General features: G+C 61.9%; 19 protein-coding genes and 1 tRNA gene. 13 read left to right on the forward strand and 7 right to left on the reverse strand.

Annotated features, from left to right (window positions below; all coding sequences use genetic code 11):
• The first annotated feature begins 1 nt into the window (after position 1).
• From ASD03_RS33170 to ASD03_RS33180, 3 genes are read left to right on the forward strand one after another with little or no spacing between them, the layout of a single operon-like run.
• The gene (locus ASD03_RS33170) at positions 2 to 1648 is read left to right on the forward strand and encodes a heme biosynthesis protein HemY (protein WP_025425103.1); all 1647 of its coding nucleotides are present in this window, start codon (positions 2 to 4) and stop codon (positions 1646 to 1648) included.
• Between the two features lie 25 nt (positions 1649 to 1673).
• On the forward strand, positions 1674 to 2156 hold the full coding sequence (locus ASD03_RS33175) for a TerB family tellurite resistance protein (RefSeq protein ID WP_025425104.1): 483 nt from the start codon (positions 1674 to 1676) through the stop codon (positions 2154 to 2156).
• Position 2157: 1 nt separating this feature from the next.
• On the forward strand, positions 2158 to 2886 hold the full coding sequence (locus ASD03_RS33180) for a glutamine amidotransferase (RefSeq protein ID WP_025425105.1): 729 nt from the start codon (positions 2158 to 2160) through the stop codon (positions 2884 to 2886).
• A 44-nt stretch (positions 2887 to 2930) separates the two neighbouring features.
• Here ASD03_RS33180 and ASD03_RS33185 read toward each other — a convergent pair whose 3' ends face one another.
• Positions 2931 to 4172 (reverse strand): MFS transporter, encoded by a 1242-nt coding sequence (locus ASD03_RS33185; protein WP_025425106.1) that lies wholly within the window; start codon positions 4170 to 4172, stop codon positions 2931 to 2933.
• A 133-nt stretch (positions 4173 to 4305) separates the two neighbouring features.
• Here ASD03_RS33185 and ASD03_RS33190 point away from each other — a divergent pair, with 133 nt between their 5' ends.
• Together ASD03_RS33190 and ASD03_RS33195 are read left to right on the forward strand one after the other, a co-directional pair.
• Positions 4306 to 4599 (forward strand): YggT family protein, encoded by a 294-nt coding sequence (locus tag ASD03_RS33190; RefSeq protein WP_025425107.1) that lies wholly within the window; start codon positions 4306 to 4308, stop codon positions 4597 to 4599.
• A gap of 4 nt (positions 4600 to 4603) precedes the next feature.
• On the forward strand, positions 4604 to 4921 hold the full coding sequence (locus ASD03_RS33195) for a DUF167 domain-containing protein (RefSeq protein ID WP_025425108.1): 318 nt from the start codon (positions 4604 to 4606) through the stop codon (positions 4919 to 4921).
• Positions 4922 to 4929: 8 nt separating this feature from the next.
• On the opposite strand, the gene ppa is transcribed toward ASD03_RS33195, so the two are convergent.
• Complete coding sequence (gene ppa, locus ASD03_RS33200; protein WP_025425109.1) at positions 4930 to 5466, reverse strand: inorganic diphosphatase; 537 nt, start codon at positions 5464 to 5466, stop codon at positions 4930 to 4932.
• A 159-nt stretch (positions 5467 to 5625) separates the two neighbouring features.
• Here ppa and ASD03_RS33205 point away from each other — a divergent pair, with 159 nt between their 5' ends.
• Positions 5626 to 6243 carry a hypothetical protein gene (locus ASD03_RS33205; protein WP_025425110.1) on the forward strand — a complete coding sequence of 206 codons (618 nt, stop codon included), beginning with the start codon at positions 5626 to 5628 and terminating at the stop codon, positions 6241 to 6243.
• Positions 6244 to 6357: 114 nt separating this feature from the next.
• Here ASD03_RS33205 and ASD03_RS33210 read toward each other — a convergent pair whose 3' ends face one another.
• The 3 genes from ASD03_RS33210 to ASD03_RS33220 all read right to left on the reverse strand — a co-directional run bounded on the left by ASD03_RS33210 (position 6358) and on the right by ASD03_RS33220 (position 10662).
• Positions 6358 to 6864 (reverse strand): GNAT family N-acetyltransferase, encoded by a 507-nt coding sequence (locus ASD03_RS33210; protein ID WP_025425111.1) that lies wholly within the window; start codon positions 6862 to 6864, stop codon positions 6358 to 6360.
• Between the two features lie 207 nt (positions 6865 to 7071).
• The gene (gene typA, locus ASD03_RS33215; RefSeq protein ID WP_025425112.1) at positions 7072 to 8898 is read right to left on the reverse strand and encodes a translational GTPase TypA; all 1827 of its coding nucleotides are present in this window, start codon (positions 8896 to 8898) and stop codon (positions 7072 to 7074) included.
• A gap of 201 nt (positions 8899 to 9099) precedes the next feature.
• Positions 9100 to 10662 carry an alkaline phosphatase gene (locus tag ASD03_RS33220; RefSeq protein WP_025425113.1) on the reverse strand — a complete coding sequence of 521 codons (1563 nt, stop codon included), beginning with the start codon at positions 10660 to 10662 and terminating at the stop codon, positions 9100 to 9102.
• Positions 10663 to 11185: 523 nt separating this feature from the next.
• On the opposite strand from ASD03_RS33220, the gene ASD03_RS33230 reads away from it, so the two are divergent.
• Positions 11186 to 12493 carry an amidase gene (locus tag ASD03_RS33230; protein ID WP_025425115.1) on the forward strand — a complete coding sequence of 436 codons (1308 nt, stop codon included), beginning with the start codon at positions 11186 to 11188 and terminating at the stop codon, positions 12491 to 12493.
• 178 nt (positions 12494 to 12671) lie between these two features.
• Here ASD03_RS33230 and ASD03_RS40100 read toward each other — a convergent pair whose 3' ends face one another.
• On the reverse strand, positions 12672 to 12833 hold the full coding sequence (locus ASD03_RS40100) for a hypothetical protein (RefSeq protein ID WP_164474930.1): 162 nt from the start codon (positions 12831 to 12833) through the stop codon (positions 12672 to 12674).
• 237 nt (positions 12834 to 13070) lie between these two features.
• Between ASD03_RS40100 and ASD03_RS33235 the strand changes: the two genes are divergently transcribed.
• The 4 genes from ASD03_RS33235 to ASD03_RS40880 all read left to right on the forward strand — a co-directional run bounded on the left by ASD03_RS33235 (position 13071) and on the right by ASD03_RS40880 (position 15925).
• Positions 13071 to 13580: a hypothetical protein gene (locus ASD03_RS33235; protein ID WP_057218348.1), complete on the forward strand. Its 510-nt coding sequence runs from the start codon at positions 13071 to 13073 to the stop codon at positions 13578 to 13580.
• Between the two features lie 648 nt (positions 13581 to 14228).
• Positions 14229 to 15341: a DUF937 domain-containing protein gene (locus ASD03_RS33240; protein WP_025425117.1), complete on the forward strand. Its 1113-nt coding sequence runs from the start codon at positions 14229 to 14231 to the stop codon at positions 15339 to 15341.
• An 87-nt stretch (positions 15342 to 15428) separates the two neighbouring features.
• Positions 15429 to 15644, forward strand: a complete 216-nt coding sequence (locus ASD03_RS40875) for a hypothetical protein (RefSeq protein WP_225906506.1) — start codon at positions 15429 to 15431, stop codon at positions 15642 to 15644.
• A gap of 59 nt (positions 15645 to 15703) precedes the next feature.
• Entirely contained in the window at positions 15704 to 15925 is a 222-nt protein-coding gene (locus ASD03_RS40880; RefSeq protein ID WP_225906505.1) for a hypothetical protein, read from the forward strand.
• Positions 15926 to 16012: 87 nt separating this feature from the next.
• Here ASD03_RS40880 and ASD03_RS33250 read toward each other — a convergent pair.
• Positions 16013 to 16102, reverse strand: a tRNA-Ser gene (locus ASD03_RS33250).
• Between the two features lie 302 nt (positions 16103 to 16404).
• Here ASD03_RS33250 and rplU point away from each other — a divergent pair.
• Both rplU and rpmA read left to right on the forward strand, forming a co-directional pair.
• A complete protein-coding gene (gene rplU, locus ASD03_RS33255) occupies positions 16405 to 16776 on the forward strand; it encodes a 50S ribosomal protein L21 (protein ID WP_025425118.1) in 372 nt (123 codons plus the stop codon).
• Positions 16777 to 16809: 33 nt separating this feature from the next.
• Positions 16810 to 17079 (forward strand): 50S ribosomal protein L27, encoded by a 270-nt coding sequence (rpmA, locus tag ASD03_RS33260; protein ID WP_025425119.1) that lies wholly within the window; start codon positions 16810 to 16812, stop codon positions 17077 to 17079.
• Positions 17080 to 17156: the final 77 nt, after the last annotated feature.

Here is a 17156-nt window from a genome sequence, read left to right on the forward strand (position 1 = left end):
CATGATCCGCATTTTGATCTTCATCCTGATCGTTCTGGGTCTCGGCCTCGGCTTCGCGTGGCTCGCGGATCGGCCGGGCGAACTGTCGCTCGTCTGGCAGGGCCAGCTCATCGAAATGAGCCTGATGCGCGCGGCATCGCTGCTGATCTCGCTGGTCGCCGCCGTGCTGATCGCCATCTGGCTGGTGCGCACCATCTGGCTGTCGCCACACACCGTCACCCGCTATTTCCGCGCCCGAAAGCGCGACAGGGGCTACCAGGCACTGTCGACTGGCCTGATCGCCGCCGGCGCCGGCGACGCCAACCAGGCGCGCAAGATGACCGCCCGCACCCGCGGCCTGATCAGCGCCGATCAGGAACCGCTGATCCACCTGCTCGAAGCCCAGACGTTCCTGATCGAAGGCAAATACGACGACGCGCGCAAGAAGTTCGAACTGATGGCCGACGATCCGGAAACGCGCGAACTCGGCCTGCGCGGTCTCTATCTCGAAGCCAAACGCCTCGGCGCACACGAGGCGGCGCGTCAATATGCCGAGCGGGCAGCCGAAAAAGCGCCGCACCTGCCCTGGGCGACACTGGCAACGCTCGACAGCCAGAGCCAGGCCGGACAATGGGATGACGCACTGCGCTTGCTCGACCAGAGCAGGACAGCCCATGTGCTTGAGCGCAAGGAGGCCGACCGCAAGAAGGCCGTGCTTCTGACCGCCCGCGCCATGACGCGCCTCGACGGCGATGCCAAGGCGGCCCGCGACGACGCGCTTGCAGCACTCAAGCTCGACGAAAATCTGGTGCCCGCCGCACAGGTGGCGGCAAAGGCGCTGTTTCGCGAGGACAACCTGCGCAAGGGAGCATCGATCCTCGAAAAGGCCTGGAAACATGAGCCGCATCCCGATGTCGCCCGCCTCTACGTGCGGGCACGCGGCGGCGACACGGCGGTCGACCGGCTGAAGCGGGCGAGAAAACTCGAATCGCTGCGCCCGAACAACGCGGTGGCCATGGCAGCCGTCGCCGAAGCAGCACTCGAGGCGCGCGAGCTTCTGCTTGCCCGCACCAAGGCGGAGGCCGCAGCCCGGCTGGAGCCGACCGAAAGCATCTTTCTGCTGCTTGCAGATATCGAGGAGGCCGACACCGGGGACGAGGGTCGCATCCGCCACTGGATGGCCCAGGCCCTGAAGAGCCCGCGCGATCCGGCCTGGACGGCCGACGGCGTGACTTCCCCGACCTGGCTACCGGTCTCGCCGGTCAGCGGACGGCTCGACGCCTTCGAATGGAAGGCACCGGCCCTGCAACTGGCCGCACAGGTCGAGGATGGCCACCTGAGCGCCGATGAAGCGATCCGCAGCCTGCCCCCTGTCATGGCTGAGCACCATCCCGTAGGCCACGGCACGGCTCCGGCCAAACCGGTCGTCGATACGCCCGTGATCATCGAAGCCGCAGCCGAGACGCCGCGCGAGCGCGCCGAGCCGATCAAGGTGGTGGAAACGAAAAGACCTGCCCCGATCGTCGAGAGGACACGCGAGAAGGACGGCGCCTCCAATGGCGAGCCGGTCGCCGACCCGTTCTTCGGCCGTCCTCCGGATGATCCCGGCGTGCGGGAACCGGCTGTCGGCAAAAAAGTGTCGGAAAAGACCACTTTCCGATTGTTCTGAGTTTTGAGGGGCTGTGGGCGAAAACATGTTTGAACGCTTCCGGACGTTTCTTGAGGGCCTGACCGGCCCGACGACGCGGATCGAGAGGGGTGATCCGCGCGTGGCGGTCATCGCGCTCTGCATTCAGGTGATGGAGGCGGACGGCAAGATCCTCGCCTCCGAGCAGCGCAAGATGCGCGCCATCATCAAGCAGCACTATGAACTCGACGATGCAGCACTCGACGCGCTTGTCGAAGCCGGCAAGTCCGCCGAAAGCGAGGCCATCGACTTCTATCAGTTCACCGCCGAAGTGAAGCGCCACCTCTCCGAAGAGCAGCGCATCGAATTGATCGGCATGCTCTGGGAGGTCGTCTACGCCGATGGCGAGCGCAGCGAGATGGAAGATCACGTGATCTGGCGGATCGCCGATCTACTCGGCGTCTCCGGGCGGGACCGGGTTTTGAAGCGACGGGAGGTCGCGGCCAGGATCGATGCGGCGGAAGAAGGCGAACCGCAACAGGAAAGCTGAAATGCCGATAGCCGCCGAGACCGACAGGAAGCCCATCCTCATCGTCCTGCACCAGGAGCGATCGAGCGCCGGCCGTGTTGGCCAGATCCTCGCGCAGAAGGGTTTTTCCCTCGACATCCGTCGTCCGGCGCTTGGCGACGAGCTGCCACCGACGCTCGAGCACCACGGCGGCACGATCATCTTCGGCGGGCCGATGAGCGCCAATGACGAGGAGGATTTCGTCCGCCGCGAGATCGACTGGCTATCGGTGCCGCTCAAGGAAAACAAGCCCTATCTCGGCATCTGCCTGGGCGCGCAGATGCTGGCGCGCAACCTTGGCGGCAAGGTCGCGCCGCATCATGAAGGCATGACGGAAATCGGCTGGTACCCGCTGGTCGCCACCGACGCCGGGCGGGCACTGATGGACTGGCCTGACATGGTCTATCACTTCCATCGCGAGGGGTTCGATCTGCCTGCAGGTGCCGAGTTGCTGGCAACCGGCGAAACCTATCCGAACCAGGCCTTCCGCTATGGCGAAAACGCCTGGGGCATCCAGTTCCATGGCGAGCTGACGCGCGCGATGATGCATCGATGGGTGGTGCACGGCGCGCACCGCTTCGAACTGCCCGGCGCCCAGATGGGCAAGGCCCATCTCGACGGGCGCATGCAGCACGATGCGCCGTTGCGCACCTGGATGGAAAATTTCCTCGATCTCATTTTCGTGCAGGCGGGCTCCAGGCAGGCGGCCTGACGCCAAGCTTTGCAGCTCGAACCCGCGCATTTCCTGGAAAGGCTCTAACGATGATGCTCCGGCACGTCGAGCGTGTCGATCTTGCGCAACTGCGGGAAGCCGAGCGCCCAGAGCGCTGACACCAGCAACGTGCCTGCGCCGCCGAAAGCGACGGCAAAGATTGCGCCAAAGCCGGATGCCATCATGCCGGCCCGGAACTCGCCGAGCTCGTTGGAGGCGCCGACGAACACCATGTTGACGGCATTGACGCGGCCGCGCAGCTCGTCCGGCGTCCACAGCGTGATCAGGATCTCGCGTACATAGACCGAAATCATGTCGGCAGCGCCCATGACCACCAGTGCAGCGATCGATATCCATGGCGTTGCCGACAGGCCGAAGACGACGGTGCCGAGGCCGAAGAGCGCGACGCCGGTGAACATGTAAAAGCCGGCGCGGTGGCGAATGGGGTGGGCGGCAAGCCACACCGCCATGCCGACGGCGCCAACGCCGGGGGCGGCGCGCAGCAAGCCTAGGCCCCATGGGCCAAGATCAAGGATATCGCGGGCAAAGACCGGCATCAGCGCGACAGCGCCGCCGAGCAGCACCGCGAACAGATCGAGCGAGATCGCACCGAGCACCACCTTCTCCGCCTTGATATAGCGGAAACCGGCTGTGATCGTTTCCCAGCTCTGCACCGGTGCCTTGGAGCGCGCCGCCGGCTTGGGGATGGCAAACACCATCAGCGCCGCGGCGGCGAAGAAGCAGACGCCGACGGCATAGGGCGCAACGGAGCCGAAGCCATAGATCAGGCCGCCTGCAACCGGACCGACGATCATCGCCGTCTGCCACGAGGTCGAATTCCAGGCGATCGCATTGGGTAGATCTTCGGGCGGGACGAGATTGGGTGCCAGCGACTGCGAGGCGGGGGCGAGAAACGCCCGCTCGATGCCGAAGACGACCAGGATCGCATAAACAGGCCAGGGCGAGAAAAGCCCCGTGACCGTCAACGTGAGCAGCGCCACGGCACACAGCGTGCTGACGGCCATGCAGATGCCCATGATCATGCGCCGGTTATAGCGATCGGCAACTGACCCCGTGACCAGAATCAGCACCAGCGACGGCAGGAACTGGAAGAGCCCGATAAGCCCGAGGTCGAACGGATCGCGCGTCAGGTCGTAGATCTGCCAACCGACCGCGACTGAAATGATCTGAATGGCAAAGTAGGCAAGGAAGCGCGAGAAGAAATAGCGGCGATAACCGACATGCCCGAAGGCGGCAAAACGGTGGGTGGTATGAACGGCAGACATAGGGGAAACGCTCCTCGATGGTACCGATCTTTGTCCGATCCGCATTAAACATGATCGCGCACGGTAAATCGGCGTACTTGCTCGTTTAGGTCTCAATGTCTACATGTCTGTCAATAACGATTTGGAGACCGGCATGATTGCTGTCATCGGCACCTTGAACTTTATTATCAACATCGCGTGGTTTCTGATCATCGCGTCAGCCATCTTTTCGTGGCTCTATGCGTTCAACGTCATCAACGTGAACAACCAGGCGATCAACATGATCGGCCGCTCGCTCTACCAGCTGACCGAGCCGCTCTATCGTCCGATCCGCCGGGTCCTGCCCAATATGGGCGGCGTCGACCTTTCGCCGCTGGTCGTGCTGGTGATCCTCTATTTCATCCAGCTTTTCCTGAACACGACGATCGCGCCGGCGCTCCTGCGCTGATCCATTGACGCAGCAAGCGTTCACCGCCCACGGAGATCACGTGCGCGTCACCGTTCGACTGACACCGAACGGCGGACGCGACGGGATCGATGGGGTGGAGAGCGGCGCCGACGGGCAGGACCATCTCAAGGTCCGCGTGCGCGCCATTCCGGAAAAGGGCAAGGCCAACCAGGCCCTGATCGCCGTCCTCGCCAAAGAGATCGGCGTCGCCAAGAACCGCATTTCCTTCATCTCAGGCGAAACGCAGCGCAAAAAAATCCTCCGGATCGACGCCGACCCGGAGGATGTTTTGAAACGGCTTGCCGAACTGGTCGGCAAATAGCCAGATGCTTACTTCTTTTCGCCCTTGGCGCGCTCGACCGCTTCCTTGATCAGTTGCTTGGCGACGGAGGCATCCTTCCAGCCGAAAATCTTGACCCACTTGCCGGGCTCCAGATCTTTGTAGTGCTCGAAGAAGTGCTCGATCTGCTTGAGCGTGATTTCCGGCAGGTCGGTGTATTCATGCACCTTGTCGTAGCGCTGCGTCAGGTGACCCGACGGAACCGCGATGATCTTTTCGTCCTGGCCGGAATTGTCTTCCATCATCATCACGCCGATCGGGCGGACGTTGATGACGCAGCCCGGAACGAGCGGACGGGTGTTGCAGATCAGAACGTCGATCGGATCGCCATCATCGGAAAGCGTGTGCGGCACGAAGCCGTAGTTCCCCGGATAGGTCATCGGCGTGTAGAGGAAACGGTCGACGACGAGCGTGCCGGCTTCCTTGTCCATCTCGTACTTGATCGGATGGCCGCCAACAGGAACTTCAACGATGACGTTGACATCTTCCGGTGGATTCTTTCCGATGGAAATCGCATCGATACGCATGGAATACTCCCAGGGTCGGTTGAGAAATTTGCCCGTCGGATAAAGGGAAACATGCCGCGATGCAACATAACTTTCGTCCGGAGTGCAGATTCACCTTGCCAACCCGCCGTGACCTGAAGTTGATTGCATCAGAGGATTTCTCGTAAGGAGGGATTTTGGATGACCGCAAAGGCCGCATGTTTCCTTGCTGCAGCACTTGCCGCCACGCCGGTTCTGGCCAACGACAGCGTCTATTCGGATGTCAGCCGCGACAAGTGCACTATTGTGGAGGAAGTCGAAGGCATCTTCATGTCGATGACCTGTCCTGGCCCTGACGGCTACCCCGCCCACTTCAAGGAATCCGATATCCGGCAAAGCTTCTTCTTCGGGCATCTGAATGCGCGATACCTGAAGGAAGGTTTCGAAACCTTCGGCCCCTTCAACCACGCCGGCACGATGGTGGAGTGGCGCCTGAACAAGGACAAGGTGCCGGTATCGGCCATCCTGCGCTGGGTGATCGAGAACGGCGATCCGAAAACCGGCGAAGGCAACTCGGCCTATGACGGCCAGGTCCTGGTGATCTCAAAGGTTGCGCAGAAGGAAGACGGGATCGGCTGCGTCGCCGGCTATGTCGATGCACTCGCCAATCCGGATCCGAACACGCTCGCCCGCAAGATCGCCGACGACATTGCCCCGGGGTTCCGGTGCGGTATCGACGAAGCAGCCTACCATGGCAAGCGCGGTGAGAAGGCGAGCGGGTCGCGTCACCAATTGCCTACCGCGCCGCGCGTCAAATAGGAGGCGCAAAGGACGCTGTAGCGCTTTAAATTTGCTGCATAATTTTGTCCTTAAATCGGATCCGATTTAAGGAATTATGCAGGAGGTGACATCGAGGTCAGACGCAAGCAGGCGTCAGTTCCAGGCAAAGCCGATCTTCTTGAGGTGCTTGTCGCCGAAATCTTCCATGCCCTCGGCGATATCGCTGCCGCCAGCCCCCTGGAAGAACTGATAGGCGTTATCGCTGTCTTCGAGGCACCAGACGACCAGTCCCCTGCAGCCGAGCGACCGCAGCAGGCTCTTGGCTTCGCCGAAGAGAACCCGTCCAAGGCCGATGCCCTGATATTCCGGCCGCAGGTAGATCTCGTAGATTTCGCCTTCCTGCGGCAGCGCCTTGGCGCGGCTGAGGCCGAGGGTCGCATAGCCGGCAATCGTTCCGGCCACGTCGACGACCAGCAAGGTCGCCGGACCCCGCGTCGCCTTGCGCCACCAGACCTCGTCTCGACGATTGACCATCTGGACCAGGGGGCGGTGCGGAATGATGCCGCCATAGGCTTGTAGCCACGAAACGCGATGCACGTCGGCAATCGCCGACGCCTCTTGCGGTTCTCCAGGCCTGACCTCGATCGAAACAGTCTTCATGACTCACGACTCTAAACGCACACAGGGCGAACAGGAATCCCACCCGGGGGCCGCGTCGCGTTAACCCACAGGCAACTTTAACGGCATCCCATGGAAGGTTAACGCCTTTTTAACTTTATCCGCAAGCCGCCCCCCGCTGGCACACACAGCAAAAAACCCCGGATTGCTCCGGGGTTTCGCTAATCGCTCGCTTTTGTCGGTGGGCGCTTAAGCGGCGCCAGCCGTACGCGACTTCTCGAAGCGCTTACGGTCGTTCGAGTCGAGGTACATCTTGCGCAGACGGATCGACTTCGGCGTGACTTCGACCAGCTCGTCGTCCTGGATCCAGGACAGCGCGCGCTCGAGCGTCATGCGGATCGGCGGCGTCAGCTTGACGGCTTCGTCCTTGCCGGATGCACGCATGTTGGTGAGCTTCTTGCCCTTCAACACGTTGACTTCCAGGTCGTTGTCGCGCGTGTGGATGCCGATGATCATGCCGGCATAGACCTTCTCGCCGGCTTCGATGATCATCGGGCCGCGGTCTTCCAGGTTGAACATGGCGTAGGCGACCGATTCGCCGGCGTCGTTGGAGAGCAGCACGCCGTTGACGCGGCCGCCGATCTCACCCTTGTACTGCTGGTAGGCGTGGAACAGACGGTTCATGACCGCTGTGCCGCGCGTATCCGTCAGCAGTTCCGACTGGTAGCCGATCAGGCCACGGGTCGGTGCGAAGAACACCAGCCGGACGCGATTGCCGCCGGACGGACGAAGCTCGACCATCTCGGCCTTGCGTTCGGACATCTTCTGAACGACGACGCCGGAATGCTCTTCGTCGACGTCGATGACCACTTCTTCGATCGGCTCGAGCAGCTGGCCGTTCTCATCCTTGTGCATGACGACGCGCGGACGCGAGACGGCGAGTTCGAAACCTTCGCGGCGCATGGTTTCGATCAGAACCGCGAGCTGCAATTCGCCACGACCGGAGACGAAGAACGAATCCTTCTCGGAGGATTCCTCGATCTTCAGCGCGACGTTGCCTTCGGCTTCCTTGAACAGACGGTCGCGGATGACGCGGCTCGTCACCTTGTCGCCTTCGGTGCCGGCAAGCGGGCTGTCGTTGACGATGAAGGACATGGTGACGGTTGGCGGGTCGATCGGCTGTGCGGTCAGCGCTTCGGAGACCGACGGGTCGCAGAAGGTGTCGGCGACGGTGCCCTTGGTCAGGCCGGCGATCGCGACGATGTCGCCTGCATGGGCTTCTTCGATCGGCTGACGCTCGATGCCGCGGAATGCGAGGATCTTCGAGATACGGCCGTTTTCAAGCAGCTTGCCGTCCTGGCCGAGAACCTTGACCGGCTGGTTCGGCTTCAGCGAACCCGAATGGATGCGGCCGGTGATGATACGGCCGAGGAAGGGGTTTGCTTCCAGGATCGTGCCGATCATGCGGAACGGGCCCTCGCCGACCGTCGGCTCGGGAACGTGCTTGAGCACGAGGTCGAGAAGCGGTGCCATGCCCTGGTCCTTCGGGCCTTCAGGCGCGACGTTCATCCAGCCTTCACGACCCGAACCGTAGAGGATCGGGAAGTCGAGCTGCTCGTCGGTGGCGTCGAGGTTCGCAAAGAGGTCGAAGACTTCGTTGATGACTTCTTCGTGGCGTCCATCAGGACGGTCGATCTTGTTGATCGCGACGATCGGCTTCAGGCCGACCTTCAGCGCCTTGCCGACGACGAACTTCGTCTGCGGCATCGGGCCTTCGGAGGCGTCGACGAGAACGATGGCGCCGTCCACCATCGACAGGATGCGTTCGACTTCACCGCCGAAGTCGGCGTGGCCGGGGGTGTCGACGATGTTGATGCGCACACCCTTCCACTCGACCGACGTCGCCTTGGCAAGAATGGTGATGCCGCGCTCTTTTTCGATGTCGTTGGAGTCCATGACGCGTTCGGCAACGCGCTGGTTTTCGCGGAACGAGCCCGACTGCTTCAGAAGCTCGTCGACAAGGGTCGTTTTCCCATGGTCGACGTGCGCGATAATCGCGATGTTACGAATGCTCATTTTTCGTCTCGGAAGGTTTAGGGCACGCCCCAATGGGCCACGCCGCTTTTTCAATGGTCGGGCTCATACAGGTTTTTTTGCGATTGCGAAAGGGGGGCGCGCGCAAGAGCCCGGCTCCGAAGTCCCGACAGGCCATGGGTTTGCAACCGGAAAGGGTCGCGCCAACCGGGTTTGGAAAGGGTTCAACCAAAGCCAAAACGCTCATGCGACGGCGGCCGGGTCGAGCGTCACGCGCCACAATTCCTGGTCCTGCCGATCCATCAGCCGCACGGTCATCTGCTTGGTCTGGCCGTTGATATCGACGATGCCGAAGAACTGCAGCCCGGCTGATGGAGGCAGGTTGCTGTCCACACCTCCACCGGACGCCTTGATGAAGCGCACGTCCGGGCCGAACGTCATGTCCAGCTCCTTCGGACCATAGGTACCGGAATGCAAGGGACCGGAAACGAACTCCCAGAATGGCAGGAAATCCTTGAAGGCCGCCCGCGACGGATCGTAGTGATGCGCGGCCGTATAATGCACATCCGCCGTCAGCCACACGAGGTTGTCGATGGCATTGTCCCTGATGAAGCGGAGCAGCTCGGCAAACTCGGTTTCGCGACCCGTCGGTGGACCATTGTCGCCATTGGCGATTGCATCGGAACCACGCCGGTTGGCATAATCGTCCCAGACGACGAGACCAACAGGCATATCGCAGGCGATCACCTTCCAGACGGCGCGCGACGCGGCAAGCTCCCGCTTCAGCCAGTCCGCCTGGCGCCAGCCGAACAGGCCACCATCACCCTCCCCCTGGTTGGGGCCGCGATAGGACCGAAGGTCGACGAAGAAGACATCGAGCAGCGGACCGTAGGCAATCTTGCGGAAGATGCGGCCGGGCTGCGTCGGCGGCGTGCGGACCGGCGTCATCTCGTTAAAAGCGCGCCCCGCGCGCGCGGCGTAGACCGCAACGTCCTTTTCCGGATAGCGCGGATCGTCGCTGAGGTCTGTCGAGGCCGACCAGTTGTTCAGGACCTCGTGATCGTCCCACTGATAGAAGGTCGGGCAGACGGCGTTGAGTTCACGCACATGGTTGTCGAGCAGATTATACTTCCACTGGCCGCGATATTCCTCGAGCGTGCGCGCCACATCGCGCTTCTCATGCGTCACCACCCGGTTCTTCCAGATGCCGCCGTCGCGCAAGGCTATCTCGTCGGGAATGGGATTGTCGGCGTAGATCGTGTCGCCGGAATGGATGAAGAAGTCCGGCTCGTGCAGGCGCATGGTCGAATAGGTCTTCATGCCGACATCGTCGATGCCCCAACCCTGGCCGGCCGTGTCGCCGGACCAGACGAAGCGGACCGAGCGCTTGCGCAACGGCGCGGTGCGAAACCGCCCGACGACCGGCTCGGACACCCGGTTGATGTCGTAAAGATCGGTCGCGGTGAACCGATAGAAGATGTCCTGGTCCGGAAGCAGATCCTCCAGCGCGCATTTGACCGCACAATCCGTCTGCGGTGTTGCGGTGAGTTCGGCGAGACGAACCGGATTGGAAAAGCTTTCGGTCGTCGAATAGTCGAGCGTCACCCGCGACGGCCTGTCGACCCGCGTCCACACCATGCCGGAACTCGTGTCGACATCGCCCGACTGCACCCCGTGGATGAATTCCGGACGGCCGTAGCCGCGGGCATAGAACGGTGTTGCAAGACCGGAGGACGCAACGAGGCCGGCAGCACCGGCAGACAGAAGGAAGGAACGGCGGGACAGCGTGGTGAGGATTTCGGCCAAACAAGCCTCCGGTTCGAGCCCTGCGAAAGCGGATTTCGCGTGCCGGACCTTTAGCTGTTCGTATGTCAGCGACTTAACAGTGGCGTGAAACTATTTGAACGGTTTCGCGACAATTCGGTGAATACAGGGCCTTCGAAGGTGGCTCGTCTTCGACGGCGACTGGGCCGGGCCGAAGGCAGTCGGACGTTTCTCGACCTGGGCGATCCGCCAGGGATCGAAGGCTGCCGGCTTCGAGACCATCGAACGCGCCTCGCACCAATCGATCGCCGCCGCACAGCGCAAATCTGCAAACCTGCGAAACTGCCTGCGCACTTTCGTCTATCGTCGGTTCATTCTCTGCGCGCATAAACCCTGCTGAATATCCACTTGCATGGAGGCGGTGCGGCGGGTGCAACCTCATGGCATTTGCCGCAAGCCCTGCTATGAAGAATCTCGTCCGCGGCCGCGGCCCCCCTTGCTGCGCTACGGACGAAACGCTTCAGCTCGCCGCCCGGCGACGTCAGATATCGGCAGGTTCCTTATCGTGTCCCATTCGAACACTCCCGTGCGTGATCACCTCGAACAGATCCTGAGCCGGCTCGATGCCCGTCGGGAGAACGAGAAGACCTATGTCAAGCTCTATGCCGACAGCGCCCGCATCGAGGCCGATGCCGCCGACCGCCGCCTTCAGGCCGGCGCCACGCTCGGACCGCTCGACGGCAAGATCGTTTCGATCAAGGATCTTTTCGACGTTGCCGGAGAACCGACGCTCGCCGGCTCGATCATCAAGCGCACGGCAGCCGTGCCGCAACAGGACGCCGTCGTGGTCAGGAGATTGCGCGCCGCCGGCGCCGTGATCGTCGGCAAGACCCATATGACCGAATTCGCCTTCACCGCGGTCGGCCTCAATCCCCATTATCCGGTTCCCGGCAACGCGACCGATGAAAGCCTGATCCCCGGCGGCTCGTCCTCGGGCGCGGCCGTGTCGGCGGCGGAAGGCACCTGCGATATCGCCATCGGCTCCGACACCGGCGGTTCCGTGCGCATCCCGGCGGCGCTGAACGGCCTCGTCGGTTTCAAACCGACCGCCAGCCGCGTGTCCCTCGACGGCGCCTTCCCGCTTGCCCCGAGTCTCGATTCTATCGGGCCGCTCGCCCACACGGTCAGCGACTGCGCAGCTGTCGATGCCGTCATGGCCGGCGAGCCGGTAACAGCGCTTGTTCCCCAGCCGATTGCCGGCCTGCGGATCGGCGTGCCACGCGGCCAGCTCCTGGCCGCGCTCTCAACCGAAATAGCCACACACTTTACGGCATGTCTCGACCGCCTCACTGCTGCGGGCGCCGACCTTGTCGATTGCGGTATCGACGACCTTATCGACCGGTTGAAGAAGGCGACCGCGATCGGCTCGATCGCCGGCCTCGAGGCGAGCCGTCTGCATGCCGACTGGCTTTCGGATCACGACGCACCGGTCGACATCAGGGTTTCATCGACGCTTCGACGTCGTTTGCTGACGCCGCAGGCAGCACTAGATGCGCTGTTGGAAACGAGAGCAGGCCTAGCAAGTGCCATGGACGATCGGCTCTCCGCCTACGATCTCATCGTCTTGCCGACGACGCCGATCGCCGCAGTGCCGATCGCCTCCGTGGAGGCGAATGAGGCAGAATATGATCGCGTCGAGGGCTTGCTCTTGCGCAACTGCCAGGTCGCAAACCAGTTCGATCTCACGGCCATAACCTTGCCGATGCCGGGGCCGACCCGCCCGGCTGGCCTGATGTTGGTGGGCAGGAACGGAACGGACGGGACGCTGCTGGCGGTAGCGGCCTCGGTCGAGGCGCTGTTACGGGAAAGGTGATGCGTCCGGTTCGACCCGAACCAAACCCCGGCACATAATCAGTTGAGGGCGCTCACGCGAGGGCGCCCGTATCGTATATATGAAGCCTGGCCAGCGAACCGAACGGCTTTGCAGTTGGCGGCCAGTTGCAAAGCCCACGCCTGTGCTTGCATAGCGAACTGGGCCTCGCCGTCTCGCCTCAGTGCATCGTTTCGCCGGAAACCTCGTCGCGAAGGATGCGGAACGCATCCTCGAGTGCTGCGACCAGCACATTGGTTAGCTCTTCGCCGTCATTGTTCGTGAGGTAGAGGGCAACGGCCGAATCCTGCGGATCGGTATAATGCTCGATATCGCTTGACATATCATCGTCCTTTGTTCGCCGTGTCACATCCCGGCTCTTGGCGCGATGGTATAAAGCCCGACTTGTGCAAAGCTTGACGGGCAGAGCTTTGCATGACGCTCTGGTCGCGGCTTGGCATCGGGCTCGGCCTCTCGAAACAAGTGGCCCGATATACGCGGCTTGGCGGCATCGCCTTTTTACTCGCCCTCGCCCGCGCGGCGCGCTAGAGGACGCAGGAGATGAACGTCGGAACTGAAAATGTCGAAAAAGCCGAAGCGCGATAACGCCCATTATGAGCAGCGGTTGAAGGCCGAGTTCCCGGACATCCACAGTGATGTGCTCACCGGCAGGATCTCCTCGCTTCGCAAGGCTCTCGTCATCGCCGGCCTGAAGCCGCAGCGGACCCGCCTTGAGAAACTCAAGAATTCGTGGGCAAAGGCCACCCCTGGCGAGCGCGACGGCTTCCTGACCTGGCTGGCGATATCAGGCGTGTTGCCTGTTGCCACTCCAGTTCCGCCCACGGCCGCCGTGCCTTCTCCCATACCCGCAGGTGCCCCCATCGCCAGCGGACGTTACCTGTTTCCCTCCACGATCACCCGGATCAAGGCGATCATGGCAAAGCAACGCCTGAAGCCCGACGACGTCATGCACGAGATGGGTTTTTTGTCCGATGGACAGTCCCTTGCCCGAGCGCTTGCCAAGAACGCAAGCCTGAGGCTCGCGGTGATTGCCGGGCTGGAGGCGTGGCTGCGCACGCATGAAGAGTGACATCGTCATCGCAGCGGTATCCCTGGACTACAGCGCCGCGCGTCTTTATTACACGCGCAAATGTCGCTGTAGCACTCTGAATTACTGCATGTTTCCTTAAATCGAATTCGATTTAAGGAAACATGCAGTAGACACGAGATCACTCCCGGCCGTCGAGGCTCGCTTGAGCAGCGCGTTTCAGTTCCCGGAACGTTCGCACATGCCGTCCATAGGCGGCGGTCATCACGCCTGAATCCGGCACAGAAATGTTCCGGCGCATCGTCCGGGCCGCCCTCTAAGAGAAGGAGAAGACGGACAAACGGGAGAGGCGAGGCAAGGCCCGGGTGGGCGACAAGCGACACAACACGCTTATTTCCGAAGGTTGTTGCGAACTGGCGCAATACACCTACAGGTGCTAGTATTTCTGCGCCTACTGCATGTTTCCTTAAATCGAATTCGATTTAAGGTTAAAAACATGCAGCAATTCAAAGTGTTGCAGCGACCTTTGCGCATCTAACAAGACGCGCGGCGCTGTAGAGTTCCTGGCGAACAAATCTCGCAGTCGATAATCAGTTAAACGCGAATTGCTTGCAGCCAATTGCCGCGCCGTCGAGCCCCGCTCGATGACCAGAGTCGTTGTTCGACGACATCAACGTGGAGGAAAAGCCAATGGCCAGCAATCTTGTTTCCTACATCGCGCAGATGCTTACCCCTGACATGATCGCGCGCATCGCTTCAGTGCTTGGCCTGGATAGCAGCAAGGTGCAGAGCGCCGTCGCCGCTGCCGTACCGGCAATTCTGGCGGGCCTGACCGGCGTCGCCGCGCAGCCGGGCGGCGCGCAAAAGATCGCCGACAGCGCCAAACAACAGAGCGGCTCGCTCGACAATCTCATGGGAATGCTGGCGGGTGGCGACCAGGTTTCGCTTGCCCAAAACGGCTCACAGATCATCTCATCGCTGTTTGGCGCCAAGGACGGCAGTGCGCTGGCAACGGCCATAGGCGGGGTTTCCGGCATGGATCAAAGGGCGAGCGGCTCGCTGCTGGCAACGCTTGCTCCGCTGGTCATGGGCGGCCTCGCCCAGCAGAGCGGAGGCGACCTGAGCGCCAACGGCATCGCCGGTCTGCTCGCCAGCCAGAAGGACAATATCGCCGCCGCATTGCCATCCGGCGTCAGAGACCTGCTCGGCGGCACCGGCCTGCTCGGCTCGCTCGGCGCTCCGGCACAAACCGCTGCAGCCTCTGCCAGCCAAGCGACCCGCAGCGCTGCCGCTTCGGCCTCCGCAGTCGGTGGTGCCGGCCAACGCGCAGCGGCAGCAGCGGCCGCCGCGCCAGCCTCGTCGCGCAACTGGCTTTATTGGGTGATTGCCGCCCTGGTGATTGCCGGCGTGCTTTTCTACCTGTTCGGCAGGCCAAAGGAACCGGTCGCACCCCAGGCCGGCACGCCTGAGCAGAGCTTGACGGTCGGCGGGGTCGATGTCGGCCAGCAGGTCAAGGACGGCATGGCCAGCCTGCAGACAGCGCTGACGGGCGTTACCGATGCGGCCTCCGCCACGGCGGCCTTGCCGAAGCTGGAGGATGTCTCGAGCCAGCTCGACAAGGTCAGCGGTGTGGCCGGGCAACTCTCAGCCGGGCAGAAGGCAGCCCTCACGGCCCTGATCACGCCGATGATGCCCACGCTCAATGGGCTGTTCGACAAGGTTTTGGCCATCCCCGGCGTTTCGGACATTCTGAAACCCACTATCGATGCATTGAAGACGAAGCTGACGGCCCTGTCGACCTGATGTTTCGAGAAACCGTCGGCACTCGGCGCGCCGCGTGGATCGGCAACGACTGTCATGAACACGAAATCGAACGAAGGAGGGTCAGCCATGGCTGACAAATCGGCATTCACCCCGGAGGAATGGACGTTGCTTCTGGAGAGCGTGATGATGGCGGGCATAGCCGTGACCGCGGCGGAGCCGAGCGGCCTGTGGGGCATGCTCAAGGAGGGCCTCGCCAACAGCCGCGCCCTGCTGCAGGCAAAAACGATGCCGCGGCCAATCCGCTCGTCAAAGCGCTCGTCGCCGACTTCGAAACCTCGGTAGGACGAACGACGGCACGCGACGGCCTGCAGGCGAAACTGAAAGGCTCCAAGCCTGAGGACATGAAGGCCAGATGCATCGAAACGTTGCAGCAGGCGCGAACGGTCGTCGAAACCAAGGCTCCGGATGATGCCAGCGCCTTCGCCGCATGGCTGTATCAGATCAGCCAGCGCGTAGCGGAAGCCGCCAAGGAAGGTGGATTCCTGGGTTTCGGCGGTGTCGCCGTCAGCGAAGCGGAGAAAGCGACCCTATCGGAAATATCGGCCGCGCTGAAAATCGCCTGACGCTGCGCCGGCAATGCCCGCTTCGTCGCCTGAAGCTACTCTGGCGAGCTGGGAGGAATTCGGGCTAAAGCAGGATTGAAGTCCCGATGGCGGAGAGGGTGGGATTTGAACCCACGATACCCTTGCAGGTATGCCGCATTTCGAGTGCGGTGCATTCGACCACTCTGCCACCTCTCCGCATAGTCGGTCGGCGCTTGTTCGGCGCGGTCGGGTTCATAGCGGCAGATTCGGGTGCTGGCAAGGGCCTCGGTGAAGATTATCCAATGCGGCGAGTGCCTTCTTCTTGACAGAGGAGCGCGTTTCCCGTAATTCGCGCAATGAAGTGGTGTGGCTTGCCCTCACCGCAGCGGGTGTGATTTGCGCCCATTCACCGGCAGGGCTTCGGGAATGATCCCGGAGTTCTGCTAAAAATGTCGACTGACAAAAAGACGGCCTTGCCCCTGGGGTAAAGAGCCGGCCCGAACATGAAAGGATAAAGAATGTTCGCAGTCATCAAGACCGGCGGTAAGCAGTACCGCGTGGCAGCCAACGACGTCGTAACCATCGAAAAGCTGGAAGGCGTAGCAGGCGACAAGATTGAATTCACCGAGATCCTGATGGTCGGCGTCGGCGCCGATGCAACCATCGGCGCTCCGTTTGTCGAAGGTGCCGTTGTCAGCGCCGAAGTCGTTGAACAGGGCCGCGCCAAGAAGGTCATCGCCTTCAAGAAGCGTCGCCGCCAGAACTCCAAGCGCTCGCGCGGTCACCGCCAGCACCAGACGACCGTCCGCATCCTGGACATCGCTGCTGCCGGTGGCAAGGCAAAGAAGGCTTCCAAGAAGTCTGAAGCCGCCGCTGAAGCTGCAAACTGAGTTTTGGGATCGAAGGTTTAAAGGAGAACACCAATGGCACACAAAAAAGCTGGCGGTTCGTCGCGCAACGGTCGCGATTCCGAGTCCAAGCGCCTTGGCGTGAAGAAGTTCGGCGGCGAGAAGGTCATCGCCGGCAACATTATTCTGCGTCAGCGCGGCACCAAGTGGCATCCGGGCGCCAATGTCGGCCTCGGCAAGGACCATACGATTTTTGCGCTTACGGCAGGTAACGTGGACTTCCGTACGAAGGCCAATGGCCGCGTGTACGTGTCTGTAATGCCGAAAGCGGAAGCAGCGGAATAAGCCGGTAGCGCTCTAAAACAGCCGGCGTCTCATCGACCCGGCTGACGCACCTAACGGTTCCAAGCCAGACCTAAAAA

This window comes from Ensifer sp. Root127, assembly GCF_001425225.1.
GTDB classification, from domain to species: Bacteria; Pseudomonadota; Alphaproteobacteria; order Rhizobiales; family Rhizobiaceae; genus Ensifer; species Ensifer canadensis.

Bases quoted from the DNA above. Each gene is read 5' to 3' on its own strand.
- ASD03_RS33170 (WP_025425103.1), top strand. From the start codon at position 2: ATGATCCGCATTTTGATCTTCATCCTGATCGTTCTGGGTCTCGGCCTC.
- ASD03_RS33175 (WP_025425104.1), top strand. From the start codon at position 1,674: ATGTTTGAACGCTTCCGGACGTTTCTTGAGGGCCTGACCGGCCCGACG.
- ASD03_RS33180 (WP_025425105.1), top strand. From the start codon at position 2,158: ATGCCGATAGCCGCCGAGACCGACAGGAAGCCCATCCTCATCGTCCTG.
- ASD03_RS33185 (WP_025425106.1), bottom strand. From the start codon at position 4,172: ATGTCTGCCGTTCATACCACCCACCGTTTTGCCGCCTTCGGGCATGTC.
- ASD03_RS33190 (WP_025425107.1), top strand. From the start codon at position 4,306: ATGATTGCTGTCATCGGCACCTTGAACTTTATTATCAACATCGCGTGG.
- ppa (WP_025425109.1), bottom strand. From the start codon at position 5,466: ATGCGTATCGATGCGATTTCCATCGGAAAGAATCCACCGGAAGATGTC.
- ASD03_RS33205 (WP_025425110.1), top strand. From the start codon at position 5,626: ATGACCGCAAAGGCCGCATGTTTCCTTGCTGCAGCACTTGCCGCCACG.
- ASD03_RS33210 (WP_025425111.1), bottom strand. From the start codon at position 6,864: ATGAAGACTGTTTCGATCGAGGTCAGGCCTGGAGAACCGCAAGAGGCG.
- typA (WP_025425112.1), bottom strand. From the start codon at position 8,898: ATGAGCATTCGTAACATCGCGATTATCGCGCACGTCGACCATGGGAAA.
- ASD03_RS40100 (WP_164474930.1), bottom strand. From the start codon at position 12,833: ATGTCAAGCGATATCGAGCATTATACCGATCCGCAGGATTCGGCCGTT.
- ASD03_RS33235 (WP_057218348.1), top strand. From the start codon at position 13,071: ATGTCGAAAAAGCCGAAGCGCGATAACGCCCATTATGAGCAGCGGTTG.
- ASD03_RS33240 (WP_025425117.1), top strand. From the start codon at position 14,229: ATGGCCAGCAATCTTGTTTCCTACATCGCGCAGATGCTTACCCCTGAC.
- ASD03_RS40875 (WP_225906506.1), top strand. From the start codon at position 15,429: ATGGCTGACAAATCGGCATTCACCCCGGAGGAATGGACGTTGCTTCTG.
- ASD03_RS40880 (WP_225906505.1), top strand. From the start codon at position 15,704: ATGAAGGCCAGATGCATCGAAACGTTGCAGCAGGCGCGAACGGTCGTC.
- rplU (WP_025425118.1), top strand. From the start codon at position 16,405: ATGTTCGCAGTCATCAAGACCGGCGGTAAGCAGTACCGCGTGGCAGCC.
- rpmA (WP_025425119.1), top strand. From the start codon at position 16,810: ATGGCACACAAAAAAGCTGGCGGTTCGTCGCGCAACGGTCGCGATTCC.